We start from the raw sequence: 21,956 nt of genomic DNA, 5'->3' as shown, positions 1-21,956 counted from the left end.
TCTATCAGCGTGGAGGTGCCACTGCAACCATCAGTGACAGCGCACATGTCGGACTACACGCGGTGCGTCCCTGCCAGCAGCCCGTGACACGACCGCTGCCTTGTCGAAGATGCACTACGACCGGGGCGTCCCGTCCCGGGACCTTGCCATGCTCCCGCGCATGGAGGCCGCAGGAGGGATTTCGGCTCTCCCTGGATCACACCTCGACCATGGAGCTTTCATGCCCCCTGGAGCTCTGACGCGGGGCTACGATCAGGAGGACCGGAGCCGTGTCCCCAGGTGCTCGCGCAAGTAGCTCTCCAGCGTCCTGCCGGCTTCGAGAATATGGGTCGATGTCAGACGCATCGCCACCTCGATATCGCGTCGGTAGCAGGCGTCGAGGATGGCTTCGTGCTCGCTCGACGAGCGATCAATGTAATCGAGGTGCAGCAGGGTGAAGCGCAGGTAGCGGTCGGCGATGTCGTGCAGGCTGCCGATATGAGCGATCAGACGCGGCCGGCCGGCCGGTGCGTAGAGTGTGCAGTGAAATGCTTTGTTCAAGGGCCCGAAGTCCTGGATCGGAGCGGTGTCGATCTGCTTCTGGATGGACGCTGCCTGATCGATCTGCGCATTCGACAGATGCGGCACCGCGAGCCGGATCGCCAGAACTTCGGCGGCTTCGCGCATCTCGAAATTCTCGCGCAATTCCTCGATATCGATCGGCGCGACGATGGCACCTCGGTTTGGAATGAGCTGCACGAGACCTTCGGCGCTCAGCGTGCGCAACGCCTCCCGGATCGGCATGCGACTGGAAGCATAGTTCGCGGCCAGTTCCTCCTGGCGCAGCGCGCTCCCCGGAGCCAGCGCACCGGTGATGATCGCCTCACGAATCTGATTGACGACATGCTGGGCGCGGTCGCCGCGCTGGAGCGGTTTCGTGGTCATGGCGCGTCATTAGCAAATGGAGTGTTGACGGGCAATGATAAGGATTGTTATCTGTTTTAACTATTTGGATCCAATATGGAGAATAAGATGACAGCATCCCGCCTTGCCGCGATCCCAGGGATCGGCGTGGACAAGATGGGCAATGCCGCGGATGCGGATGGCCGGCCCGAGATGCTGCGGCTGGAGAACCTCGATACCGACATCGCTCCGCCGAGGGCGGCCATCGAGGCCACGCTGGAGGCAGTCGGCCGCGATGATGCCAACAGCTACCTGCCGTTTCTTGGTATCCACGCGTTGCGCGGCGCGGCAGCCGAACGCGTGTCGCGAACGACGGGGGTGGACTACGACCCCGATGCGCAATGCATCGTTTCGGCCGGCGGGCTGTCGGGCGTGCTGAACACGTTGCTGGCCCTGATCGAACCCGGGGACGAGGTGGTTATCACCGATCCCGCCTATGCGGGGCTGCTGAACCGGATCCGCCTGTCCGGGGGCGTGCCGCGTCTGGTGCGGTTGGTTGTGACCCACGATCGCTGGCGGCTCGATCTCGATGCGCTGCGCGATGCGGTCTCACCCAGGACAAAAGTCATCCTGACGATGAGTCCCTCAATGCCGAGCGGGATCGTCCATACACGGGCGGAATGGCAGGCCATAACCGAAGCCGCCGAGCGCGCCGACGCCTGGATCCTGCACGACGCGGCGATGGAGCGCATCCTGTTCACCGACGATCCGGTGCTGCACCCTGCCTCATTCGACGGCATGTCCGAACGAGTGATCACCGTGGGGGCAGTGTCCAAGGAATACCGGATGATCGGCTGGCGGGTCGGCTGGATCGTCGGACCGAAGCGGATTATGAACGACATCGGTTTGGTCAGTCTCACCAACGTCGTGTGTCAAGTCGGCATCGCCATGCCTGGGGCCGCCGCCGCACTGATCGCCGAGGATGACGGGGTTGCGGCGGCGACGGCCGAGTGGAAAACCCGTCGCGACATCATCGTGAAAGAGATGCGTGACCTTCCGGTTGTCGTCCCCGATGGGGGTTGGTCGCTGCTGATCGACACGGTGGCACTGGGGATGCGGCCCGATTTGGCCGCAGAGCGGCTGTTCCGCCATGGCGCGATCGCCGCCACGCCGATGATCGGCTGGGGACAGGAGGATTGCGCCGGGCGCTATCTGCGCTTTGTCTTCGCCAATGAGCCGGTCGCGCGGCTGGAGGGTCTGCGCGAACGCATCCGACAGTCCTGGTCTCTGTAGGCGCAGGAATGAAGGGAAAACCTCATATGAGCAAAACCCTTGACGAGCGCTTCCCCTGGCTTGCCGGGCAGCCCGTCATCGACGGGCTCTGGCCCTGGTCGCGGCCCTTCCTGCCGGCGGGCGCCGATTTCGCGCAACAGATCGCGCGCTATCGTGCAGCGGGTTTTGCCCATGTCTCGCTGACCATCGCCAGCGGACAGGAGAACGAGCAGGACGCGCTGGCAAACCTTGGCGAGCTTTCGCGCCTTTTGCGCGCTGCGGACATTCCTCTTGCGCGATCGGCCGAGGCCATCCGGGCTTGCCACGCCGTGGGGCAGATCTCGGCGTCGTTCCATTTCCAGTCGGCAACGCCCTTCTCGCGCGGGCTGGATCTGGTCGATGCCTTCTTCACCGCCGGGATCGACCGCGCCATCCTGGCCTATAACGAGGCGAACATCTTCGCCGATGGCTGCCACGAGCCGCGCAACGCGGGGCTGAGCGCCCGCGGCGCCGAGCTGGTGCGGCGGATGGACAGGGTGGGGATGCGGGTCGACCTCACCCATTGCGGCGAGCGGACGACCTGGGACGTGCTGGAGCTGGACCTGTCCCGCCCGCCGATCTTTTCGCATTCCAACGCCCGGGCGATCTACGAGCACGAGCGCAACATCACCGATGCACAGATCCGCGCCATGGCCGAAGTCGGGGGGTATATCGGCGTGAACGGCGTCGGCTTCTTCCTCGGGGTCAAGGGGTGGGCAATCCTGCCCGAGATCGCACGTCATCTGGCCCACATCGCCGGGATCGCCGGGGCCGATCGTCTCGGTCTCGGATTCGATTTCATGTATCTGGAAGGCAGCGACTACGGCTTCTACCACAGCCAGAAGGCGCGCTGGCCGCGCGGCTATCCGACCCCGCCCTGGAGTTTCTTCGAACCCGATCAACTGGGTGAGCTGGTTGGCGAATTGGAACGGACGGGTTTTTCGCAGGCCGAGATCCGCGGAATCCTTGGCGAGAACTACCTTCGGTTGGCCATGCCCGCAGGGCTCGCGTCATGAGCGGCAAAAGCACCGCTCGCGTCGCAGAGGCGGCCCGCACCGCGGCTCTCGCGATCGAGATCCTGGCGATGCCCGCGAGCACCTGCACTACCGAAGAGGCGACACGGGTCTGCGGTTGCGTCGTCTGGCAAGGTGCTGGGGCTTGGCCTTTCCGGAGCGGGAACTGACATCATCCGCCGCGCCCACCCCGTCCATCCGATTTCCGCTCTCCGGAGCGAATATTCGCTCTGGACCCGCGATCCCGAAGGCGAAAGCCTCGACACCGCCGTGAACTCGGCATCGGTTTTGCGCCGTTCAGCCCGCTCGGCCGCGGCTTCCTGATGGGCAAGATCCAGAACCCGGAAGATTTCGGCCGCCGACGACTTCCGCTGAACGCTTCCTCGTTCCAGCGCCGAGAACATCGGCGCTGACCTGAACAGTTGCGGTGCTTGATAGTCTCGGTTTCGCCTCTGATGACTTGACGAGCACCCCTCCTCCCGCGCCAGGCTTTTTCGCGAATGTGTGTGCACTCTTCCGTTCATTTCGATGGGCGCTTGCGACCTATTGCCGTTTAACGGCCGGCGTCATCGGGTGGGGCGAGCGCCGTACGTACCCCATCGAAGGCCAAATTCTGGAACACCCGATCGACCTCTTGCGGAGGGAACCTGGTATCTCCGTCAAGCCACCAATGCATGACCTCGAAGAACGCCCCGGTAACGAAGCGCGTGGCGATCTCAAGCCTCACTCCATCTTTGCCACCGTCTGCGATACCGACCAGTTCGCGGCGTATTTGCGCGCTGATCCAGTCGCGGATCTCTTTCGGTATTTCGCGCTTTGTCCCGCCCATCAGACCCCGATGCATCTCCCGCGTTGCATGCGCATGCGCAAAAGCCGGGCCACTGAAGGAGAAGCCCTCGGTGTTTTGCATCGAATCACGCGTGGCGCCGCGCGCCTGCAGGCTCGTCATATGCTCGTCGATCGTTGCCCTTCTCAGGCACTCCTTGTCGGGATAATGCGTGTAGAAGGTCGAGCGTCCGACATCGGCCTCCCTGCAGATATCCTCGACGGTGACCGCTCCGTATCCCTTCTCGGCAGCCAGTTTAAGCAGTGCCTGTTGCAGGCGGCTGCGGGTCCTGGCGACACGACGATCGATCGAGCCGGCGGTCACTGACGGGGTCCTTTTTTGGTCACAAGACACCAGCCTGTCCAGTACTGGGCACCGTGGTGCGAAACGGCCAGTAAAATGGATACTGGACACGCCGTCCAGTATCTTATGCTGCTGCTGACAGTTCGAAGCGGGACTGGCCAACGGGAGACAATGCAATGCACCAAGGCCCTTTCGAGAAATTTCACGGAAGGCGTCCGCTGTGGACGGTCGTCGTTCTCAAATTGGTTCTGGTAATCACGGCACTTGCCCTGCTGGGCCAGGCAAATGCGATCTTCTCCCTGGGAATTCCTGTTCTGGTGCTTCATGTCGGCGCACTCGCCGCCATCGCCATCTTGGTGATTTGGCCCCGTGCCCACGGTTCACTGGCCGTCGCAACCGAAAAATCGATCCCCGGAGCGGCGAAGACACCGCATATTGGCATCCTGCTCCACTCCGCCGCCCTCTATGACACTCTGGCCTGGATTCTCACCTACGGTCGCGAGCGCGCTTTCCGCGAAAAGATGCTGAGTTTCGCAAGGCTGAAGCCAGGAGAAGCAGTCCTCGATGTCGGCTGCGGCACAGGCACCGCGGCGCTGCTCGCCAAGCAGAGGGTTGGACCGGCGGGACGCGTGGACGGGGTCGATGCGTCAGCCGAAATGGTCGCGCGCGCCACGGCAAAATCCCGTCGAGCTGGGCTCTCGGTCAGCTTCACGAACGCGACCGCCCAGCAACTGCCTTACGAGGACGGGGAATTCGACGTCGTCCTCAGTACCCTGATGTTGCATCATCTGCCGAAGACAGGCCGCGCGGAATTCGGCAGGGAAGCGTTCCGGGTTCTGAAGCCGGGCGGCCGCATGCTGATCGTCGATTTTGCAAAGCCACCGCGCCAGAAACGCATTTTCCGCCTCCACCGACACGGCCACGTCGACCTGGACAAGGTCGCGGCCGATCTTGGCCAGCACGGCTTCAAGATCGTCGAGCAAGGTGACGTCGGAGCCAAGCGGCTCCGTTACCTGGTCGCGCAGCCGAGGTGAGGCGCGATCCCGAGTTTGAGATAGCAAAGAACGGACAGAAAGAGGGTCAGCTTGAAAACCGGAAGGGCGTTCCCGATCCGATCGGTGCTGCAGGTCGGCCCCTGAAGCGCTTGACAGCGCCGGGCAAAGGAAGACGCTGGCGAGAAGGAAGTGAGAGCCAGTGCAAAGCGGCCATCCCGCCACATATCTCTTCGCAGCCCGCGCTTTGCGTGACTTCGGCGATGGCTTCGTGGCCATCCTGTTGCCGGTCTATTTGCTCACTCTCGGATTTTCCCCGCTGCAAGTCGGCATCATCGCGACAGTATCTCTCCTTGGCTCTGCGCTGTTGACGATTGCGGTAGGGTTTCTCGGCGCGCGCTACGATCTCCGCTGGTTGCTTCTGGCCGGCGCGAGCCTGATGACTGCCACGGGCGTCGCCGTCTCCCTGGTCCACGATTACTTGCTGCTGCTGGTGATCGCATTTGCCGGCACAATCAATCCATCGGCCGGCAGCGTTAGTGTCTTCGTGCCGCTGGAACACGCCGCGCTCGCCCGCGAAGTCACCGATGCGGAGCGAACGAGGATGTTTGCGCGCTACAGCCTCATCGGAGCGTTCGCCGGTGCCGCCGGCGCGCTCGCGGCGGCCCTGCCCGATCTAACAAGCACCATAGGGCTCGGACGCCTGACCGCGATCAAGCTTATGTTCGTGCTATACGCGTTCTTGGGCATCGCCGGTGGCCATCTTTATGCTCGCATACCGATGCGTATGGTCGGTTCCGAAGCCGCCAACGCAGTCGCCCTCGGTCCCTCGCGCGCCATCGTCTTGAGGCTGGCGGCACTCTTCAGCCTCGACGCCTTCGCCGGCGGCTTCGTCGTCCAGTCGCTGCTCGCCCTGTGGCTGTTCGAGCGTTTCAATCTGTCGCTCGCGCAAGCCGGGGTGTTCTTCTTCTGGTCGGGCGTGCTGTCGGCGTTCTCGTTTCCTGTCGCCGCATGGCTGTCACGGCACATCGGCCTCATCAACACCATGGTGTTCACCCACATTCCATCGAGCATTGCCCTTCTACTGGCGGCATTCGCGCCCAACTTGCCCCTGGCACTCGCCCTGCTGCTGATCCGGGCGGCGCTCTCGCAGATGGATGTGCCGACACGCTCGTCCTATGTGATGGCCGTTGTCACGGAGGCGGAGCGGGCTGCGGCCGCGAGCTTCACATCCGTGCCACGCAGTCTGGCCGCAGCGGCCAGCCCCGCTCTGGCGGGGGCCCTCTTTGCCGCCTCATATCGATCGTGGCCCCTCGTCATCTGCGCCACGCTGAAGATCGCCTACGACCTTCTGCTGTTGCTGCAGTTCCGGCAACTTAAACCACCTGAGGAACGCTGATCAAAGGCCCTTCACCACCTGTGGCCGGCCAGAAGTTTCGAAGCTGTATTCTCGAGTCAGCATGTGATTTGAACATATCGAATCTTCATCGCAACGCTTCGTACAGGATCGTGGTTTCCGCGGCTGTGGCGTGCTGTGGAGTGGTTGCGGGGGCAGGATTTAATCATTACTTGCGCCCACCCCAAACATCTAATGATATACTGAAATTTCTCCCCGCCGGTAACCGCAGTGGACTATTTCGCACGGCGGCGTAGCGTAAATGCCTTCCAGAAGGAGTGGCCGCTTTGGGACCGAACGTGGAAATTACTACCATTTAGATGTCCCGTGACTTTGTCCCTTTCGGCTGCCTCTCGGTGCCGTTCTATCGCGGCCGACGCGCTGGCCCTTAGAGCAATTCATCGCTTTTCGGAATTGACTTTGCCTATGGTTCTCAACCAAGCTGCGGATTGACCGGCACTAAAATGCGACCGCGCACCTTGCCCTCAAGGAATCGCGGTGCCATTGCGATAACATCGGCGAGCTGGACTTCCGTTGTCATAGCGTCAAGTCTTGCCATGTCGAGTTCCTGCGCGAGTCGTTGCCAGGCGATCAGCCTCTCGGGCTTTGGACACATGACGCTGTCGATCCCGATCAGCGTCACAGCGCGCAAGATGAAGGGCGCGACCGTGGTGGGCAGCTCCATCCCGCCAACCAGTCCGCATGCGGCGACGACACCGCGATAGCGCATCGAAGCCAGCACATTGGCGAGCACCACTCCCCCTGCCACGTCAATCGCTCCCGCCCAACGCTCCTTCGACAAAGGTCGACCGACCTGCGTGAACTCAGCCCGGTCTATGATGGTCGTGGCGCCAAGGCCGGTGAGATAATCCGCCTCGGCCATCCGTCCGGTAACGGCAGCAACACTGTAGCCACGCGCGGCCAAAAGCATGGTTGCAATACTGCCGACACCACCGGCCGCGCCGGTTACCACCACCTCTCCGCCGTCCGGCATCACACCGTTGCGTTCCAGCGCCATGACACACAGCATTGCCGTGTAGCCAGCGGTCCCTATCGCCATGGCGTTCCGGAGGCTGACCCCTTCTGGTAAAGGCACCAGCCAGTCTCCACTCACGCGCGCCCTTGCCGCCAGTCCACCCCAATGCCGTTCGCCAACACCCCAGCCGTTCAGCACGACCCAATCGCCCAGTTCAAAGGCGGAATGGGAACTTTCGGCGATGACGCCCGCAAAATCGATCCCAGGCACCATCGGAAAACTGCGCACCACCGGCGACGCGCCGGTGATCGCGAGAGCGTCCTTGTAGTTCAGGGTCGACCACGCGACCTCCACCAGCACGTCGCCCTGGGGCAGTTGCGGGGTATCAATTGCAGAAAGACCTGCGACCTGCCCGCTGTCGGACTTTTCGATAAGGACGGCGTCAAACATCTGAGACTCCCATTCTTGGATTTCCCTGTTTTGCCTACGCGACTTTCTTCGCGTCGGGCGTTGAGCAGGCCACTTGCGAATTGACCATGGCGTTAACCGCCTGAGGGAGCGTCAAGACACCTATGGCCTGACCGGCGGCGTCGACAACGGCAATCTCGTTTTCCCCAGCCGAAGTCATCGCCCTTGCCGCATCCTCCAACTTCGCACCAGTTGGCACCGAAATCTTCAGCTCACGGGACGAAGCATTCAGCGCGGTGGCGACTGTCTCGACATTGATGACGCGGGCGCGGTTCACTTCCCGAACGAAGCTGGCGATGTAATCGTCGGCCGGGTTCATCACGATGTCCTGCCCTGTGCCCTGCTGCACGACTTCCCCATCCCGCAAAATCGCAATGCGGTCACCGAGCCTCAGCGCCTCGTCAAGATCGTGGGTGATGAACACGATCGTCTTCTTGATCTCCTTCTGCAGGTCGAGGAGCACGGTCTGCATGTCGACGCGAATGAGCGGGTCCAGCGCGGAAAACGCCTCGTCCATCAGCAGGATCGGCGCATCGTTCGCCAGCGCACGGGCAAGACCGACACGCTGTTGCATGCCGCCCGACAACTGATTGGGATATTTGCTCTCGAAACCCTTGAGTCCGACACGTTCGATCCATCGCATGGCGCAGTCGACCTGCCGGCTACGAGGTGCCCCTTGTATCTCCAGGCCATAGAGGGCGTTTTCGAGAACAGTGCGGTGCGGAAGAAGCGCAAACTTCTGGAACACCATGGCGGTTTGATGCCGACGGAACTCACGCAACTGCACGGCGTCCATCTTGACCACATCCTCGCCGCCGATGACGACTTCACCTGATGTTGGATCAATAAGGCGATTGATGTGACGGATAAGAGTGGACTTTCCCGATCCAGAAAGGCCCATGATCACCTGAATACCGCCAGCAGGCATGGAGATGTTGATGTCTTTCAGGCCAAGGACATGGCCATGTTTTGCGTTCAGTTCCGTCTTCGTAACACCTTGCTCAACGAGCTTGACGTAATCCGGACCGTTGGGGCCAAAGATTTTGTAGAGTTTTTTGATTTCGATGCCGGAGCCACCGATTTTTTTGTTACCCATGTACAACCTCCCGGTGCTTTTGCAGGCGCGCGCCGAAAGCCTGGCTGACGCGGTCGAAGATGATCGCGATGCCGACGATGGCAAGGCCGTTGAAGATGCCGAGCGTGAAATACTGATTGGAGATCGCCTTCAGAACCGGCTGGCCGAGGCCCTGCACGCCGATCATCGAGGCGATGACCACCATGGCGAGCGCCATCATGATCGTCTGGTTGATTCCAGCCATGATGGTCGGCAGGGCAAGCGGCATCTGAACATTCTTCAGTTTCTGCCAGCTCGACGAGCCGAAGGCGTCGGCCGCTTCCAGCACGTCTTTGTCGACGAGGCGGATACCGAGATTGGTGAGACGGATCATCGGCGGGATGGCGTAGATGACGACAGCGATGAGGCCGGGCACCTTTCCGATGCCGAGCAGCATCACGACCGGGATCAGATAGACGAAACTCGGCATGGTCTGCATGACGTCGAGGATCGGGTTGATCACGTTCTGCACCCTGTTCGACCGGGACATTGCGATACCGATGGGAATACCGACAACAATCGACAGTACCGTGCAGACGAAGATCATCGAAACCGTCTTCATCGTATCGTCCCACATATCGAAATAGCCGATCATGAGCAGCGTCGCGACTGTACCGGCAACGATCTTCCAATTGCGGCTGGCGAACCAGGCGACAGCAGCGATCAATAGGAGGATAATCGGCCAGGGCGTCTTCGTCATGAAGCGTTCCGACCAGATCAGGAAGTGCTGTAGCGGCTCGAACATTGCTTCAAGACCATCACCATAGGCACGCGTGAAGCCGCGGAACCCTTCGTCGATCGCCTTCTTGAGATCGCGCAAAGACGCATCATTCATGTGCGGAAAGCTGAATAGCCAATCCAAAATCTATCCTCCTCGATAACGGCAAGCGCATCCTTTGACGCGCTGTTCATTGCCGGCGCGATACGCGCCAGCAACGTCTTGAACGAGATCAGAGCGCCGCCTTGATCTTCTCGGCTGCCTCAGGCGACACCCACTCCTTCCACATGGCCTCGTTCTCTTCGAGGAAGTGCTTTGCGCCGTCGTCGCCGCTTGCCTGGTTGTCGGTCATCCAGGCCATGAGCTTGTTGACCGTATCGTTCGACCAGGCGCGCTTGTTGAGGTAGCCCATGACATCCTCGCCGGCGCGTTCGGAGAACGCCTTGGTGACGAGCGTCTGGACCGTATCCTTCGGCCAGTCGTTTTTCTTCGGGTCCGGGCAATCGGCGACCGTATTGCAGCGCTTCCACTCGGTAGCGTCGTAAGGCACGCCGTATTCGACCTTCACCATCTCGTACTTGCCAAGAAGCGCGGTCGGTGCCCAGTAGTAGCCGACCCAGCCTTCCTTGCGCTCGTAGGCCTTGGCGATGGAGCCGTCTAGACCGGCCGCCGAACCGATATCGACCAGCGTGAAGTTAGCCGCCTCGCCGCCATAGGCTTTGTAGAGCTGCGAGGTGACGACCGTGCCGCCCCAGCCCTGCGGGCCATTGTGAATGGCACCCTTCGATTTGTCTTCGGGATCCGGGAACAGTTCCGGATGCTTGAGGACATCATCGATCGTCTTGATGTCCGGATGAGCGTCAGCAAGGTATTTGGGCATCCACCAGCCCTGCACCGCACCATCGGTCAGGACGGTCGACGCGACGACGAGCTTTCCATCCGTAACGCCGGCGTTGACGACTTCAGGCAGGAGATCGACCCATCCCTCGGGCGCGATGTCAGGCTGCCCCTTCTCGGTCATGGATGTGATTGTCGGGACCGTGTCGCCCTGTATGACTTCCGCGTTGCATCCGTAACCTTCGTTCAGGATGAACTTGTCCAGACTGGCGAGCACTTCCGCGCTCTGCCAGTTCATGCTCGCGATCGTCACGTCGCCGCAATCCGCTGCCTGCGCCGAATTACCGAGGGTCAGCATCGCCGCTGCAAGGCATGTCGAGGCAAAGAGTTCTTTCATGGCACTTCCTCCCTATGTGTGATGTTGAAATTCCAAGCCAGCCAACGCCATCGCGTACCTCGGCGGGCAGCGGGCGGCTCCGGTATCCTCCTCAGAACCCGAAGCCGCCGTTTCCTGTTAGCTCGGCAGATACTCCGCACTCCATGTCTCGCTGACCGTGCCGGAAGCAATCAGCCGGTCGATCTCGGCATCGGTGTAGTTCAACGACCGGAGGACGGCGCGCGTGCATGTTCCGTACTTCTCCGCTGGTGCGACAGCGGTGACCTTGCCGACAGACGGACGGATGGCGAAGGGATCGAGCTGGGTGATGGTGTGCCCGCTCGGATGGTCCGGGAAAATCGAGAAGGAATAGCTGCCACGGTCGGTCCCGGGCGTACCGTCGGCAATGCGGGCACTCTGGCTCCTGATCGTTTCGATATTCTCGCAGAGCGATACGCCGATATCAGCTTCCTGTAGCCGCTGTTGCCAGGTTTCCGCGGGCGCGGTCATGAAGGCCCTCGAGAGATAGGCCTCGCGATCGGATGCCGCCATCTCCGGTATTCCCCTCAGACCCTCGACCTTGGCGAAGCGCGGCAGGTCGGCTTCCGAAGCGCACAGCAGCAGATGATCGCCGGACGACGTTTCGTAGAGCCGCGACAGGGCATCATACCCCTTGGTTTCACGCCCGGACGGCTCGTCGAAGGGGCCGCGCCCAGCATAGTCGTAGCAGAACGGTATCTGCGCGAGGCCGGTCAGCGCCGAAAGCGAGGTGCGCGGTCGACCAACAACCCCGGTTCTGGATTTTTGATAGAGAGCCGCGGCAACGCCGAGCGCCGCACCGAAGCCGCACATGACATCGATGGTGCCGACATGGGCATGCTCCTCCGGCGTTTCCATCGAGCCGCCGAAGCGCAACATGATGCCGGTCGCCGACTGCACAAGGTCGTCATAGCCAAGATAGTCGGTGCGCGGGCCGGTACGCACGCCACCGAAGCAATCGAGCTGGCAGAAGATCGCCCGCGGATTGAGCGCCTTAAGGCCTTCGGCATCGAGTCCCATCGTCTTGACCTGACGGTCGGTAGCGTTCCAGACGACGACGTCGACCGAGCGCACCAGTTCCTCGAAGACAACACGGCCATCGGGCGAACCGATATTCAGCAGCACGGACTGCTTGCCACGCATGTGCGACATGCCGAAGATCACCGTGTTCCAGCAATCGTAGAGCGGCTTGGCCGGATCGATCTTGATCACTTCCGCCCCAAAGCGGGCGAGATAGGCGACGGAATGCGGACCGGCGATCACGTTGCAGAGATCGAGCACCCTGACACCGTCCAGCCAGCCGCCGGGCGCTTCGGCCGTGGGAGCCGGCAAGGGAGGGCGCTCCATACCGGCGAGCAGCATCAGCGCGTCCTTGGCCGTTCCCCAGCGCCGTGGACTTGGCGTCAGCGTGGCTTCGGCGCTTTCCTGCAGCCATGTCATCGGCCCTGGCTGCGTCATGCGGCCGAGAAATGGATCGTCCACCTCGATCATCAGGCCGGCGGCCTTGGCATGATCGTCGGCGATCCACTCCTTCAGCCAGCGCTGCGGCGCGCCCGGAAACAGTCCTTCCCCGAAGATGCGTTCCCATTCATCCGCCGTCTTCGTCAGGAAGACCTCCTTCATGCGCGCCGCGATCTTGTCGGCCCAGAATTTCGGAAGCGGATAGACGCCGAGCGATACATCCGACGACCACTCAGAAACCGGCAGATAGGTGTCTTCCTCCTCGCGCAGCCCTTCGGCCACCAGTTCATCGTAAAGGCCGAGCGCTTTCAGGCAGCGCTTTGCATGGTTCTTGTGGCTGGGGCAAACGACGTAAAACATCCGCCTGTCGGCACACATATAGCTTCGATAGAAAGGATCGAGGAACTCCTGAAGATCGTCGTAGGACATATCCATCGACAGGCCCTCACTGCGCCGCCGCTCGATTTCCCGTTCGCGCTGGGTCTGGTAGCGCAGCGGATAGCCGTCGATCAGGATTGAGTTGTAGGAAAGACCCTCCATGACGGCGCTTGCCAGCGGCACCTCGATGTGGTCGCCGTGCCCGGTGCGCTCACGCGCCTGAAGCGCCAGCACCGTCGCGGACGCCGCAAGCATGGTGCCGTAGGCGGAAGAGAGCGGTAGCGGCGAGAAGGACGGATTGATTCCCATCAGGACGCGGTTGAGGCCCATATCCGTGAAGACGCCGGAGGAGGCTGCGATCACCGTCTCAAAAGCACGCCAATCCCGTCGAAGTTGGTCGTTGGAAGCAAAGCCAGGGATCGACAGGGTAATCAAAGCCGGCCGTGCCTTGCGCAACGCCGCGAAATCGATTCCAAGCCGGGCAAGCACACCGGGCCGGAAATTCTCGATGACGATATCGGCCTCGGCCACCAGCGCCTTGGCCTGCTCCACCCCTTCGTCGGTCTTGAGGTCGATTGCGACGATCAGCTTGTTGCGATTGAGGATCGCATTGGCGGGATTGTCCCAGAGTGGACCGTCGGGCGGATCGACATGCACGACAGTCGCGCCGAGATCGCCGAGGATCATGGCGACGGCCGGGCCGGCAATATATTGCCCGAAATCAACCACCCGGACGCCGGAAAGCGGAAGCGCGGAACGCGCGATCGATGTCATTGCTGTTATCTCCCCAAGAATTTTCTATGCGCGCGCATCGGCGACGATCCAGCCGGCCGCTTTTTCCGCGATCATCAGGGTTGGTGCATTTGTGTTGCCACTGGTTATTTTCGGCATGATGCCCGCATCGACAACGCGCAGGCCTTCGATGCCCCGTACCCTGAGCCGGCTGTCCACCACGGCCATGGGGTCGTCGTCACAGCCCATCTTCGTCGTCCCGACGGGGTGAAAGATGGTGTTGGCGATATCGCCCGCGAGCCGCGCCAGCTCCTCATCGCTCTGGAATTGAAGACCAGGCTTCCATTCCTCCGGTCGGTACTTCGCCAGTGCCGGCTGCGACACGATCTTGCGCACCTGCCGCAAGCTTTCGGCGGCGATGCGGCGATCCTCTTCCGTGCTGAGATAGTTCGGCGCAATCGCCGGAGCGTCCGCGGCCTTGTTGGAGCGAATGCGCACGCTTCCGACGCTGGTCGGGTTGAGATTGCAGACGCTCGCGGTGAAGGCGGGTATGCTATGCAGCGGCTCGCCGAAGGCGTCGAGACTGAGCGGCTGAACGTGATATTCCAGATTGGCATGGGCCTGGCTGTCGTCCGAACGGGTAATAGCGCCGAGCTGCGAGGGCGACATGCTCATCGGGCCGCTGCGTTTCAACACATATTCAAGCCCGATCATCGCCTTGCCGAAAAGGCTGTTGGCTAGCGTGTTCAACGTCTTCGCATTGCCGACCTTGAAGACCGCGCGGATTTGTAGATGGTCCTGAAGATTTTCCCCGACGCCAGGCAGGTCGTGAGCGACCTCGACACCATGACGCTTCAGGAGGCCGCCCGGTCCGATGCCCGACAATTGCAGGATCTGCGGCGAGCCGATCGCACCGGCGGAAAGAATGACTTCCCTGCGCGCACGGACCTGGACACCCCGCCCCTGCCGCTGAAGCATAACGCCAACGCAACGCTTGCGACCGGAACCCTCGGTTTCAAGAACCAGCCGTTCGACATGCGATTGCGTCCAAATCGTCAGGTTCGGACGTCTCTTTACCGGGCGAAGGAAAGCCTTCGACGTATTCCAGCGCCAGCCGGAACGCTGGTTGACTTCGAAGTAGCCGACGCCCTCATTGTCGCCACTGTTGAAATCGTCGGTGCGTGGAATGCCCGCCTCGAGGGCGGCCTCGGCGAAGGACTCCAGAATCTCCCATTTGAGTCGCTGCTTCTCGATGCGCCATTCGCCGGCATGACCGTGCATGTCGGAGAAGCGGCTGTTGCCGCCGGTCTTCGGATCCGCACCGTTGTCCAGTCGGTAATGGTTCTCATGCGCCTTGAAATCAGGAACGCAGTTCTGCCAGGTCCAGGCATCGTCCCCGGTCGCAGCCGCCCAACCATCGAAGTCGCGCGCCTGGCCGCGCATGTAGATCATACCATTGATGGAGGAGCAGCCACCGAGCGTCTTGCCTCGCGGATAGCGAAGCGAACGTCCGTTCAGCCCGGCATCGGGCTCTGTCTTAAACAGCCAGTCGGTACGCGGATTGCCGATGCAATAGAGATAGCCGACAGGGATGTGAATCCACGGATAGTCGTCCTTCCGTCCAGCCTCCAGCAGCAGTACGCGCATCGCCGGATCGCGGCTAAGGCGGTTGGCGAGCAGGCAGCCGGCGGAGCCACCGCCGACGATGACGTAATCGAAGGAATTGCCAGACGGGTGGGAAGTCAGACGCGTCATCGGCTTCCCCACCGATTGCAGTGGGACAGCGCACAATCATAAGAATCAATGACTTGTTGTGGCATCCTAACCTCCTCTTCACCTCTGTTTTCGAGGAATAGCGGAAGTTCTGAGGAAAAATCCAATGACAAATGAAGCAACACATTATAAATAAAACTAATATGCTAAAGCCGATCGACCTGAGAACATTGAAGGCGTTCGTCACCGTTGCCCGCGAAGGCAATGTCACGCGCGCCGCCGAACAATTGCGCATCACGCAGCCGGCTGTGACCCTGCAACTGAAGCGTCTTGCCGCCGACACGGGGCTCGCCTTGTTCCGGCGTACTTCAACCGGCCTGGAACTCACACAGGAAGGAGCCTTGCTTGCCGCCAAGGCGGAACAGGTACTCGCCGCGCTTACGGATTTCGGCCAGACGGCCGGACATCTGGCGACACGCGTGCGAGGTAAGTTGCGGATCGGCACCATCATCGACCCGGAGTTCACGCGGCTGGGGGCGTTTCTGAAGGCACTGATCGAAAGCGGGCCGGGCATAGAAACCACCCTGCGCCATGGCATGAGCGGCGACGTGCCAGAAAGGCTGAAGCGAAACGAACTCGATGCCGGCTTCTACCTCGGTGATCCAAGAGACTATGACCCTTCCGTCGAGATTTCAGGAGAAGGCGCAGCACCGCTTTTTCACGCACGCGAGTTAGCGCAATTGACCTATCGCGTCGTCGCCCCGCCATCGCTCGCCGGTTTCGTGCGCGGTGCGGACTGGGCACAGCTCGCGTCCCTGCCGTGGATCGGCACGCCGCAGGCCTCGGTACACAATCGACTGCTGGCGCGCCTGTTTACAGATCTGGGCGTCCGACAAAATGTCGTTGCCCAAGTGGATCAGGAGACGTCTATGGTCGCCATGGTCCGCACGGGCGTGGGATTAAGCCTTTGCCGAGAGTCGATCGCCCTGCATGAGCAACAGGCGCACGGGCTTGTGATCGCAGATAACGTGAAGATATCGACGACTCTGAGCTTTCTCTACCTAGAAGCGCGCGTTGGCGATCCTGCCATCGTTGTCGCCCTCGATGCTATCAGGAGAGTTTGGGGTTAGGAGAGGCTGAGCGGCATTGTCCCGCTCATCAAACAGTAGCGGCAACCACCTCGACGGCCGATATTGGGTGCAAGGCTACCATCGCTACGTCGCCGCCACCGCTTGTCACTCGCGCGCCCCTCACGCGCATATGGTCTGCCAGTTGACGGCACGAAAGGCACACCAGAGTCGGCTGCCGCTCAGAAGCGGTCGAACCTAATTTGAACCTATCGATTCAAGGGGATAACTTGTCGTAGAGGATCGCAGATTAGAATGGTTTAGCGTGCTGTAGCGTGGTTGCGGGGGCCTGCAATCATCTTTTACTTGCGACCTGCCTCTCCTCTTCAAGTCATGATGCTCCAGATGGACACAGCGCTCCTTGGAGAATTATTTCGCACAGCAGCGTAGGGTGTACGAACCCAATCCAGATACGGCTTCCGCACGTTGCCTTGTGCTTCTGTCTGTGTGGCTCATTTGCGAACACGATAGCTGCCGAGCGAGAGTTGGGGCATCCGACGGAAACTTCAGCTGTCGGCAGGCAACGGATCGGTCCCCTCGCTGAGGATCGCAAGATAGCGATGGTAGCCGAACACCCTACCCCGCTTGCGTCCCGTAATCTCTTCAACGATGCCCATCTTCTCCAGGTCGGCCAAGGCTGCATTGACTGTCGGAGCTGACAGGCCCGTCTGCTGGACAAGTTGGTTGGAGGTCAGGAACGGATTCTGCTGGAAGAGGTCGTGGATGCGGAGTGCCGAGCCTGCACGGTCGCTTTCATTCGTGATCCGCTCACGATCCTCCTTGAAGAGGTCGACAATCCGGATGGCGGCTTCGAAAGCCTGGTTTGCGGTCTCAGCCACTCCGGCGAGGAAGAAATCAAGCCAAGCCTCCCAATTGCCGTGCTCTCGCACTTCCTGCAGTAGCCGATAGTAGTCGGCACGATGCGTCTTCAGGTAAAGGCTGAGGTAGAGCAGCGGCTTGCGGAGCACCCCGTTGACGCAAAGATGCAGTGTCACCAGAAGGCGGCCGATGCGGCCGTTGCCATCAAGGAACGGGTGGATGGTCTCGAACTGGACATGCAGCAGCCCGGCCTTGATCAGCGCCGGCAATTGCGATCCGTCTTCATGAATGAAGCGCTCCAGAGCATCGAGGCAGGCATCGAGTTCGGTGACGGGCGGTGGTATATATAGCGCGTTGCCGGGGCGCGAGCCGCCGATCCAGTTCTGCGAACGGCGAAACTCGCCAGGGCTTTTGGTGCCGCCGCGTCCGCTTTGCAGCAGCCGGGCGTGCATCTCGCGGATCAGGCGTAACGACAATGGCAGTTCTTCCAGCCGCTCCAGCCCGTACATCATAGCATCCACGTAGTTCGACACTTCGCGGATGTCGTCGATCGGCTCCCCGGCCTGAGCCTCGTTCTCGAAGCGCAAAAGATCGGTCAGTGTGGATTGCGTCCCCTCGATCTGGGACGAGAGCACCGCCTCCTTGCGCACATACATATAGAGGAAGAGTTCTTGGCGCGGCAGCAGCATGGTGATGCCGTCCAGTCGCCCGAGCGCGCGCTCGGCGAGGCTTAGCCGGTCCAGAAGCGCCAGGACGCCGATCTGCGGCTTCGGCGGCAGAGGCGGCGGAACGAAGGCGCGCACCATCTCGCCCGCGACGGGCGTTTCGACATATCGGCCAAGGCGCTGATCTGCGTCGGAATAGGTCATAGCGCCATCTTGGCAGCGTGGCGCTATTTAAACAATCCCATCGATACTTAAATAACGGAGATGCTAACGTAAGCGCGCTTAATTAGGCTCGTCGCTCTCGGCCTACTCTATCAGACGCATAAAGCCGTCCGATCGGCAGTGCTAGCGAATTGGCAAGGAGATTGGGCATCCGATGCAACGAATCGGATAGGACCGCGACCTTCGTCAATCACCGCACAGAATCTTCATAGCCTACCCACATGCCTGACCTTCCGCATACCAAACTGCTTGCCCGCAAGATCTCCGACTTCTGCCGCCTCCGTGTCGATCCCGCATTGCCCCCGCAGGAAAGCACACGGATCAAAGAATTTCTCCTCTGTCTGATCGCCCAGTCGCAAACACCGCCTCGCAGGGCGCGCGGCTACGATTGGGACGAGATCGCCCTTCAATGCGGCCTCGACAGGGATGCTCTTCGGGGAGCGGGGGCGGTGATTGAACCGGCTCTGGATGCAATCGTAAAGCCCAACCAATCGCCCTTCCGCCAAGGTCCGACAGACCTTCATTCGCTTGAACGAGGCGGGCTACGGTTTCCTGCCATGGCAACGCGACATGTACGCCCTGGTTGAAGACTGCGAACATGCGCTGGATTCCGATACGGCGGCGTTGTTCGACCGCGAAGCGGGCGTGTTTGCCTCCGAAGTGCTGTTTCAGCTCGATACCTTCATTGAGGATGCGCGAAGCCGGGAAGGAGCGATTGCCGGCCGGTCATCTCGCTGGCTAGAGTGGCGCCGCAAAATAGGGGCGTCATGGAATGAACATCGTCGACATGTCCGCATCCCAACAGGGCGGGATCGTGCTGTCGCGCATCGCCGAGTTGCGCGAGCGCGAAGCCGAGGTCTTCCGCAAGGCGCGGCCGAAAGCGGCTGCGGCGGTCGGCAAGGGCGCGGAGGGCTATTTCGGCGGCGTGCCCATGCACTGGATGAGGGACTGGCCGACGCCCTTCCCCATCCTGGTCGAGCAGGCCAGGGGCGCCACCATCACCGATGTCGACGGCAACACGCTCGCCGATTTCTGCCTGGGCGACACCGGCTCGATGTTCGGCCATTCGCCCGCCCCCGTGGCGCGCGCCATTCGCCGGCAGTCCTCCAGGGGCCTGACCTATATGCTGCCGAGCGAGGATGCGCTGGCCGTCGGCCTTCTCTTGCGCGAACGTTTCGGCCTGCCGCACTGGCAGATCGCCACGACCGCCACCGACGCCAACCGCTTCGCGCTGCGCATCGCCCGCGCGGTCACCGGCCGGCCGAAAATCCTCGTCTTCAACGGCTGCTATCACGGCTCGGTCGACGAGACGATGGTGCGGCTGAAGGATGGCAGGCCAGTCAACCGGCCGGGCCTCGCCGGAGAATTCCGCGACCTGACGCAGGCCACGCGCATCGTCGAGTTCAACGATCTGCCGGCGCTGGAGGCGGCGCTCAGCGACCGCGACGTCGCCTGCGTCATCACCGAACCCGTGCTCACCAATTGCTGCATGGTGCTGCCCGATCCCGGCTTCCACGACGCCCTGCGCAAGCTTACCCGCGACACAGGCACCTTGCTGCTGATCGACGAGACACACACCATTTCGACCGGCCTCGGCGCCTATACGTCGAGTCACGGTCTGGAGCCCGACCTTTTCGTTCTCGGCAAGCCCGTCGCCGGCGGCGTGCCGGCCAGCATCTGGGGCATGAGCGACGCGGTGGCAGCGCGCTACGAGGAATACAACAGCACGAAGGAGCCGGGTTATTCCGGCATGGGCACCACCCTGTCGGCGAACCCGCTGCAGTTCGCCGCGATGCGGGCGACGCTCGAGGAGGTGATGACCGAGAAGAACTACGCGCATGTGGAGCGGCTCGCCGGCCGGCTCGAGGCGGGGCTGCGGCGCGAGATCGCCAGACATGACTTGCCCTGGCATGCGGTTCGGGTCGGGGCGCGCGTCGAATTCATCTGCGCGCCGGGGCCGCTGAGGAACGGCGGCGACGCCGAGGATGCGCATGCGCCGGAACTGGAAGCGGCGATCCATGTCGCGCTCGTCAATCGCGGCGTGCTGATCGCGCCCTTCCACAATATGATGCTGGTTTCTCCGCCGACCACGGCAAAACAAGTCGACCTGCTGATCTCGGCCTTCGGCGATATTGCTGCAAAGCTTGCGGCATGAGACAAGCGCGCCGTATTCCAGTTGCTTAAAGGCTTTCCATGACTTCACCGTCCGGATCGACGATCGACGAGGCCCAGGCGTTTCTCGATGCCCATCCCGAGATCGAGGCTTTCGATATCGTGCTCACCGATGCCAACGGTGTCGGCCGGGGCAAGATCATCCGGCGCCACGAGTTGGAAGGCCTCTACAAAAACGGCCGGCATCTGCCGATATCGATCCTCGGCCTCGACATCACCGGCGAAGACGTCCACGAGACCGGCCTGATCTGGGATTCGGGCGATGGCGACCTGCGCGCCTGGCCCATCTCAGGCACGCTTGTGCCGCTCCACGGCACCAGCCCCGCACGCGGCCAGCTCCTGATGTCGATGTATCATCTCGACGGCCAGCCGATGACTTCGGATCCGCGCCATGCGCTTGCCCGACAGGTCGAAGCGTTCGCCCGGCGCGGCTTGCATCCGGCCGGCGCCTTCGAGCTGGAGTTCTTCCTGCTCGCCAACGAACGCGACGGCGAGGGCCGCGTCCAGCCGGCACGCGCCATCGTCGACGGCAGGCACAGCGGCAAGACCGAAGTCTATTCGGTCGATCATCTGCACGGCATGGAGCCGCTTTTCTCCGACATCTACGCGGCCGCCAAGGTGCAGGGCATTCCGGCCGAGACGGTCATCTCCGAATATGCGCCGGGCCAGTACGAGCTGACGCTGGATTACCGCAAGGATGTCATGCGCGCGGCCGACGACCTGCTGATGCTGAAGCGCCTGGTGCGGGCGCAGGCGCGACGCCACGGCGTGACCGCCTGTTTCATGGCCAAGCCGATCGAGAAATATGCCGGCTCCGGCATGCATTTCCACGTCTCGCTGCTCGACGACACCGGCGCCAACATCTTCACCGAAAAGCGGGAGGGAAGCTGGTCGCCGTTGCTGCTCCATGCGCTTGGCGGCCTTGCCGAAACCATGGGCGAATCGATGCTCGTCTTCGCCCCACACGCCAATTCCTGGCGCCGCTTTGTCTCGCAATCCTATGCGCCGGTCGCGCCGACCTGGGGCGTCAACAACCGTTCGGTGGCGCTGCGCGTGCCGGCAGGCGATGCGAAGAACCGCCGCATCGAGCATCGTCCTTCCGGCGTCGACGCGAACCCGTATCTCGTCGCCGCCACCGTCCTGGCCGGCATCGCCAAGGGGCTGGAAGAGAAGCTCGATCCGGGTCCCGAGACCACAGGCAACGGCTATGAGGCGGCATCATCCAAGGGCGCGATGCCGGGAGACTGGCGAACCGCGATCGAGGCCGCCAAGGCCTCGGCTTTCCTGAGGCAGGCGCTGGGCGACGACCTGCACCGCACCTTCACGGCAATCAAGGAAGCCGAGTATCTGCGCGTCGCGCGCACCGTGAGCGAGCTCGACTACCACCTCTACCTCCACGAGGTGTAGCCGCTACCA

The 21,956-nt window shown here is 61.8% G+C and carries 16 protein-coding genes and 1 pseudogene; 8 read left to right on the top strand and 9 right to left on the bottom strand.

The features are described 5' to 3' along the window. Positions 1–252: 252 nt before the first annotated feature. Positions 253–924, bottom strand: a complete 672-nt coding sequence (locus JN280_RS13200; RefSeq protein WP_202312749.1) for a GntR family transcriptional regulator — start codon at positions 922–924, stop codon at positions 253–255. 87 nt (positions 925–1,011) lie between these two features. Between JN280_RS13200 and JN280_RS13195 the strand changes: the two genes are divergently transcribed. The 3 genes and pseudogenes from JN280_RS13195 to JN280_RS39410 form a co-directional block, all read left to right on the top strand. Beyond that, positions 1,012–2,175: a pyridoxal phosphate-dependent aminotransferase gene (locus JN280_RS13195; RefSeq protein WP_244743277.1), complete on the top strand. Its 1,164-nt coding sequence runs from the start codon at positions 1,012–1,014 to the stop codon at positions 2,173–2,175. Positions 2,176–2,201: 26 nt separating this feature from the next. After that, the gene (locus JN280_RS13190) at positions 2,202–3,209 is read left to right on the top strand and encodes a dipeptidase (protein ID WP_202312748.1); all 1,008 of its coding nucleotides are present in this window, start codon (positions 2,202–2,204) and stop codon (positions 3,207–3,209) included. 126 nt (positions 3,210–3,335) lie between these two features. Next, positions 3,336–3,578, top strand: a pseudogene (locus tag JN280_RS39410) (aldo/keto reductase); the annotation flags it as partial. 181 nt (positions 3,579–3,759) lie between these two features. Here JN280_RS39410 and JN280_RS13185 read toward each other — a convergent pair. Further along, on the bottom strand, positions 3,760–4,356 hold the full coding sequence (locus JN280_RS13185) for a TetR/AcrR family transcriptional regulator (protein WP_202312747.1): 597 nt from the start codon (positions 4,354–4,356) through the stop codon (positions 3,760–3,762). Between the two features lie 155 nt (positions 4,357–4,511). Between JN280_RS13185 and JN280_RS13180 the strand changes: the two genes are divergently transcribed. Continuing rightward, the gene (locus tag JN280_RS13180) at positions 4,512–5,369 is read left to right on the top strand and encodes a class I SAM-dependent methyltransferase (protein ID WP_202312746.1); all 858 of its coding nucleotides are present in this window, start codon (positions 4,512–4,514) and stop codon (positions 5,367–5,369) included. 160 nt (positions 5,370–5,529) lie between these two features. Beyond that, positions 5,530–6,726, top strand: coding sequence for an MFS transporter (locus tag JN280_RS13175; protein ID WP_202312744.1), 1,197 nt, complete (start codon positions 5,530–5,532; stop codon positions 6,724–6,726). Positions 6,727–7,156: 430 nt separating this feature from the next. Here the strand turns inward: JN280_RS13175 and acuI are convergent, their stop codons facing one another. From acuI to JN280_RS13145, 6 genes are all read right to left on the bottom strand, one after another. Beyond that, the gene (acuI, locus tag JN280_RS13170; RefSeq protein ID WP_202312742.1) at positions 7,157–8,149 is read right to left on the bottom strand and encodes an acrylyl-CoA reductase (NADPH); all 993 of its coding nucleotides are present in this window, start codon (positions 8,147–8,149) and stop codon (positions 7,157–7,159) included. A 34-nt stretch (positions 8,150–8,183) separates the two neighbouring features. Continuing rightward, complete coding sequence (locus JN280_RS13165) at positions 8,184–9,263, bottom strand: quaternary amine ABC transporter ATP-binding protein (RefSeq protein WP_202312741.1); 1,080 nt, start codon at positions 9,261–9,263, stop codon at positions 8,184–8,186. Beyond that, a complete protein-coding gene (locus tag JN280_RS13160) occupies positions 9,256–10,143 on the bottom strand; it encodes an ABC transporter permease (protein WP_202312740.1) in 888 nt (295 codons plus the stop codon). Before JN280_RS13160 ends, JN280_RS13165 begins: the two co-directional genes overlap by 8 nt. An 88-nt stretch (positions 10,144–10,231) precedes the next feature. Next, positions 10,232–11,233: an ABC transporter substrate-binding protein gene (locus JN280_RS13155; RefSeq protein WP_202312739.1), complete on the bottom strand. Its 1,002-nt coding sequence runs from the start codon at positions 11,231–11,233 to the stop codon at positions 10,232–10,234. A gap of 117 nt (positions 11,234–11,350) precedes the next feature. Next, positions 11,351–13,864, bottom strand: a complete 2,514-nt coding sequence (locus JN280_RS13150) for a CoA transferase (protein ID WP_202312738.1) — start codon at positions 13,862–13,864, stop codon at positions 11,351–11,353. 24 nt (positions 13,865–13,888) lie between these two features. Next, positions 13,889–15,577 carry a GMC family oxidoreductase gene (locus JN280_RS13145; protein ID WP_202312737.1) on the bottom strand — a complete coding sequence of 563 codons (1,689 nt, stop codon included), beginning with the start codon at positions 15,575–15,577 and terminating at the stop codon, positions 13,889–13,891. 161 nt (positions 15,578–15,738) lie between these two features. Between JN280_RS13145 and JN280_RS13140 the strand changes: the two genes are divergently transcribed. Beyond that, the gene (locus JN280_RS13140) at positions 15,739–16,665 is read left to right on the top strand and encodes a LysR family transcriptional regulator (protein WP_202312736.1); all 927 of its coding nucleotides are present in this window, start codon (positions 15,739–15,741) and stop codon (positions 16,663–16,665) included. A gap of 503 nt (positions 16,666–17,168) precedes the next feature. Here the strand turns inward: JN280_RS13140 and JN280_RS13135 are convergent. Then, entirely contained in the window at positions 17,169–18,350 is a 1,182-nt protein-coding gene (locus tag JN280_RS13135) for a Fic family protein (protein WP_202312735.1), read from the bottom strand. A 790-nt stretch (positions 18,351–19,140) separates the two neighbouring features. Here JN280_RS13135 and JN280_RS13130 point away from each other — a divergent pair. Together JN280_RS13130 and JN280_RS13125 are read left to right on the top strand one after the other, a co-directional pair. Further along, positions 19,141–20,523 carry an aspartate aminotransferase family protein gene (locus JN280_RS13130; RefSeq protein WP_202312734.1) on the top strand — a complete coding sequence of 461 codons (1,383 nt, stop codon included), beginning with the start codon at positions 19,141–19,143 and terminating at the stop codon, positions 20,521–20,523. 38 nt (positions 20,524–20,561) lie between these two features. Beyond that, positions 20,562–21,947, top strand: a complete 1,386-nt coding sequence (locus tag JN280_RS13125) for a glutamine synthetase family protein (protein WP_202312733.1) — start codon at positions 20,562–20,564, stop codon at positions 21,945–21,947. Positions 21,948–21,956: the final 9 nt, after the last annotated feature.

It is taken from the genome of Mesorhizobium sp. L-8-10, assembly GCF_016756635.1.
Lineage (GTDB): Bacteria > Pseudomonadota > Alphaproteobacteria > Rhizobiales > Rhizobiaceae.
Note: the sequence above shows the minus strand (reverse complement) of the source record. Positions and strands in the feature narration are given on the sequence as shown.

Excerpts from the sequence above, each read along its gene's own strand:
- JN280_RS13200 (WP_202312749.1), bottom strand. The coding sequence starts at position 924 with ATGACCACGAAACCGCTCCAGCGCGGCGACCGCGCCCAGCATGTCGTC.
- JN280_RS13195 (WP_244743277.1), top strand. The coding sequence starts at position 1,012 with ATGACAGCATCCCGCCTTGCCGCGATCCCAGGGATCGGCGTGGACAAG.
- JN280_RS13190 (WP_202312748.1), top strand. The coding sequence starts at position 2,202 with ATGAGCAAAACCCTTGACGAGCGCTTCCCCTGGCTTGCCGGGCAGCCC.
- JN280_RS13180 (WP_202312746.1), top strand. The coding sequence starts at position 4,512 with ATGCACCAAGGCCCTTTCGAGAAATTTCACGGAAGGCGTCCGCTGTGG.
- acuI (WP_202312742.1), bottom strand. The coding sequence starts at position 8,149 with ATGTTTGACGCCGTCCTTATCGAAAAGTCCGACAGCGGGCAGGTCGCA.
- JN280_RS13165 (WP_202312741.1), bottom strand. The coding sequence starts at position 9,263 with ATGGGTAACAAAAAAATCGGTGGCTCCGGCATCGAAATCAAAAAACTC.
- JN280_RS13155 (WP_202312739.1), bottom strand. The coding sequence starts at position 11,233 with ATGAAAGAACTCTTTGCCTCGACATGCCTTGCAGCGGCGATGCTGACC.
- JN280_RS13150 (WP_202312738.1), bottom strand. The coding sequence starts at position 13,864 with ATGACATCGATCGCGCGTTCCGCGCTTCCGCTTTCCGGCGTCCGGGTG.
- JN280_RS13145 (WP_202312737.1), bottom strand. The coding sequence starts at position 15,577 with ATGACGCGTCTGACTTCCCACCCGTCTGGCAATTCCTTCGATTACGTC.
- JN280_RS13140 (WP_202312736.1), top strand. The coding sequence starts at position 15,739 with ATGCTAAAGCCGATCGACCTGAGAACATTGAAGGCGTTCGTCACCGTT.
- JN280_RS13135 (WP_202312735.1), bottom strand. The coding sequence starts at position 18,350 with ATGACCTATTCCGACGCAGATCAGCGCCTTGGCCGATATGTCGAAACG.
- JN280_RS13130 (WP_202312734.1), top strand. The coding sequence starts at position 19,141 with ATGAACATCGTCGACATGTCCGCATCCCAACAGGGCGGGATCGTGCTG.
- JN280_RS13125 (WP_202312733.1), top strand. The coding sequence starts at position 20,562 with ATGACTTCACCGTCCGGATCGACGATCGACGAGGCCCAGGCGTTTCTC.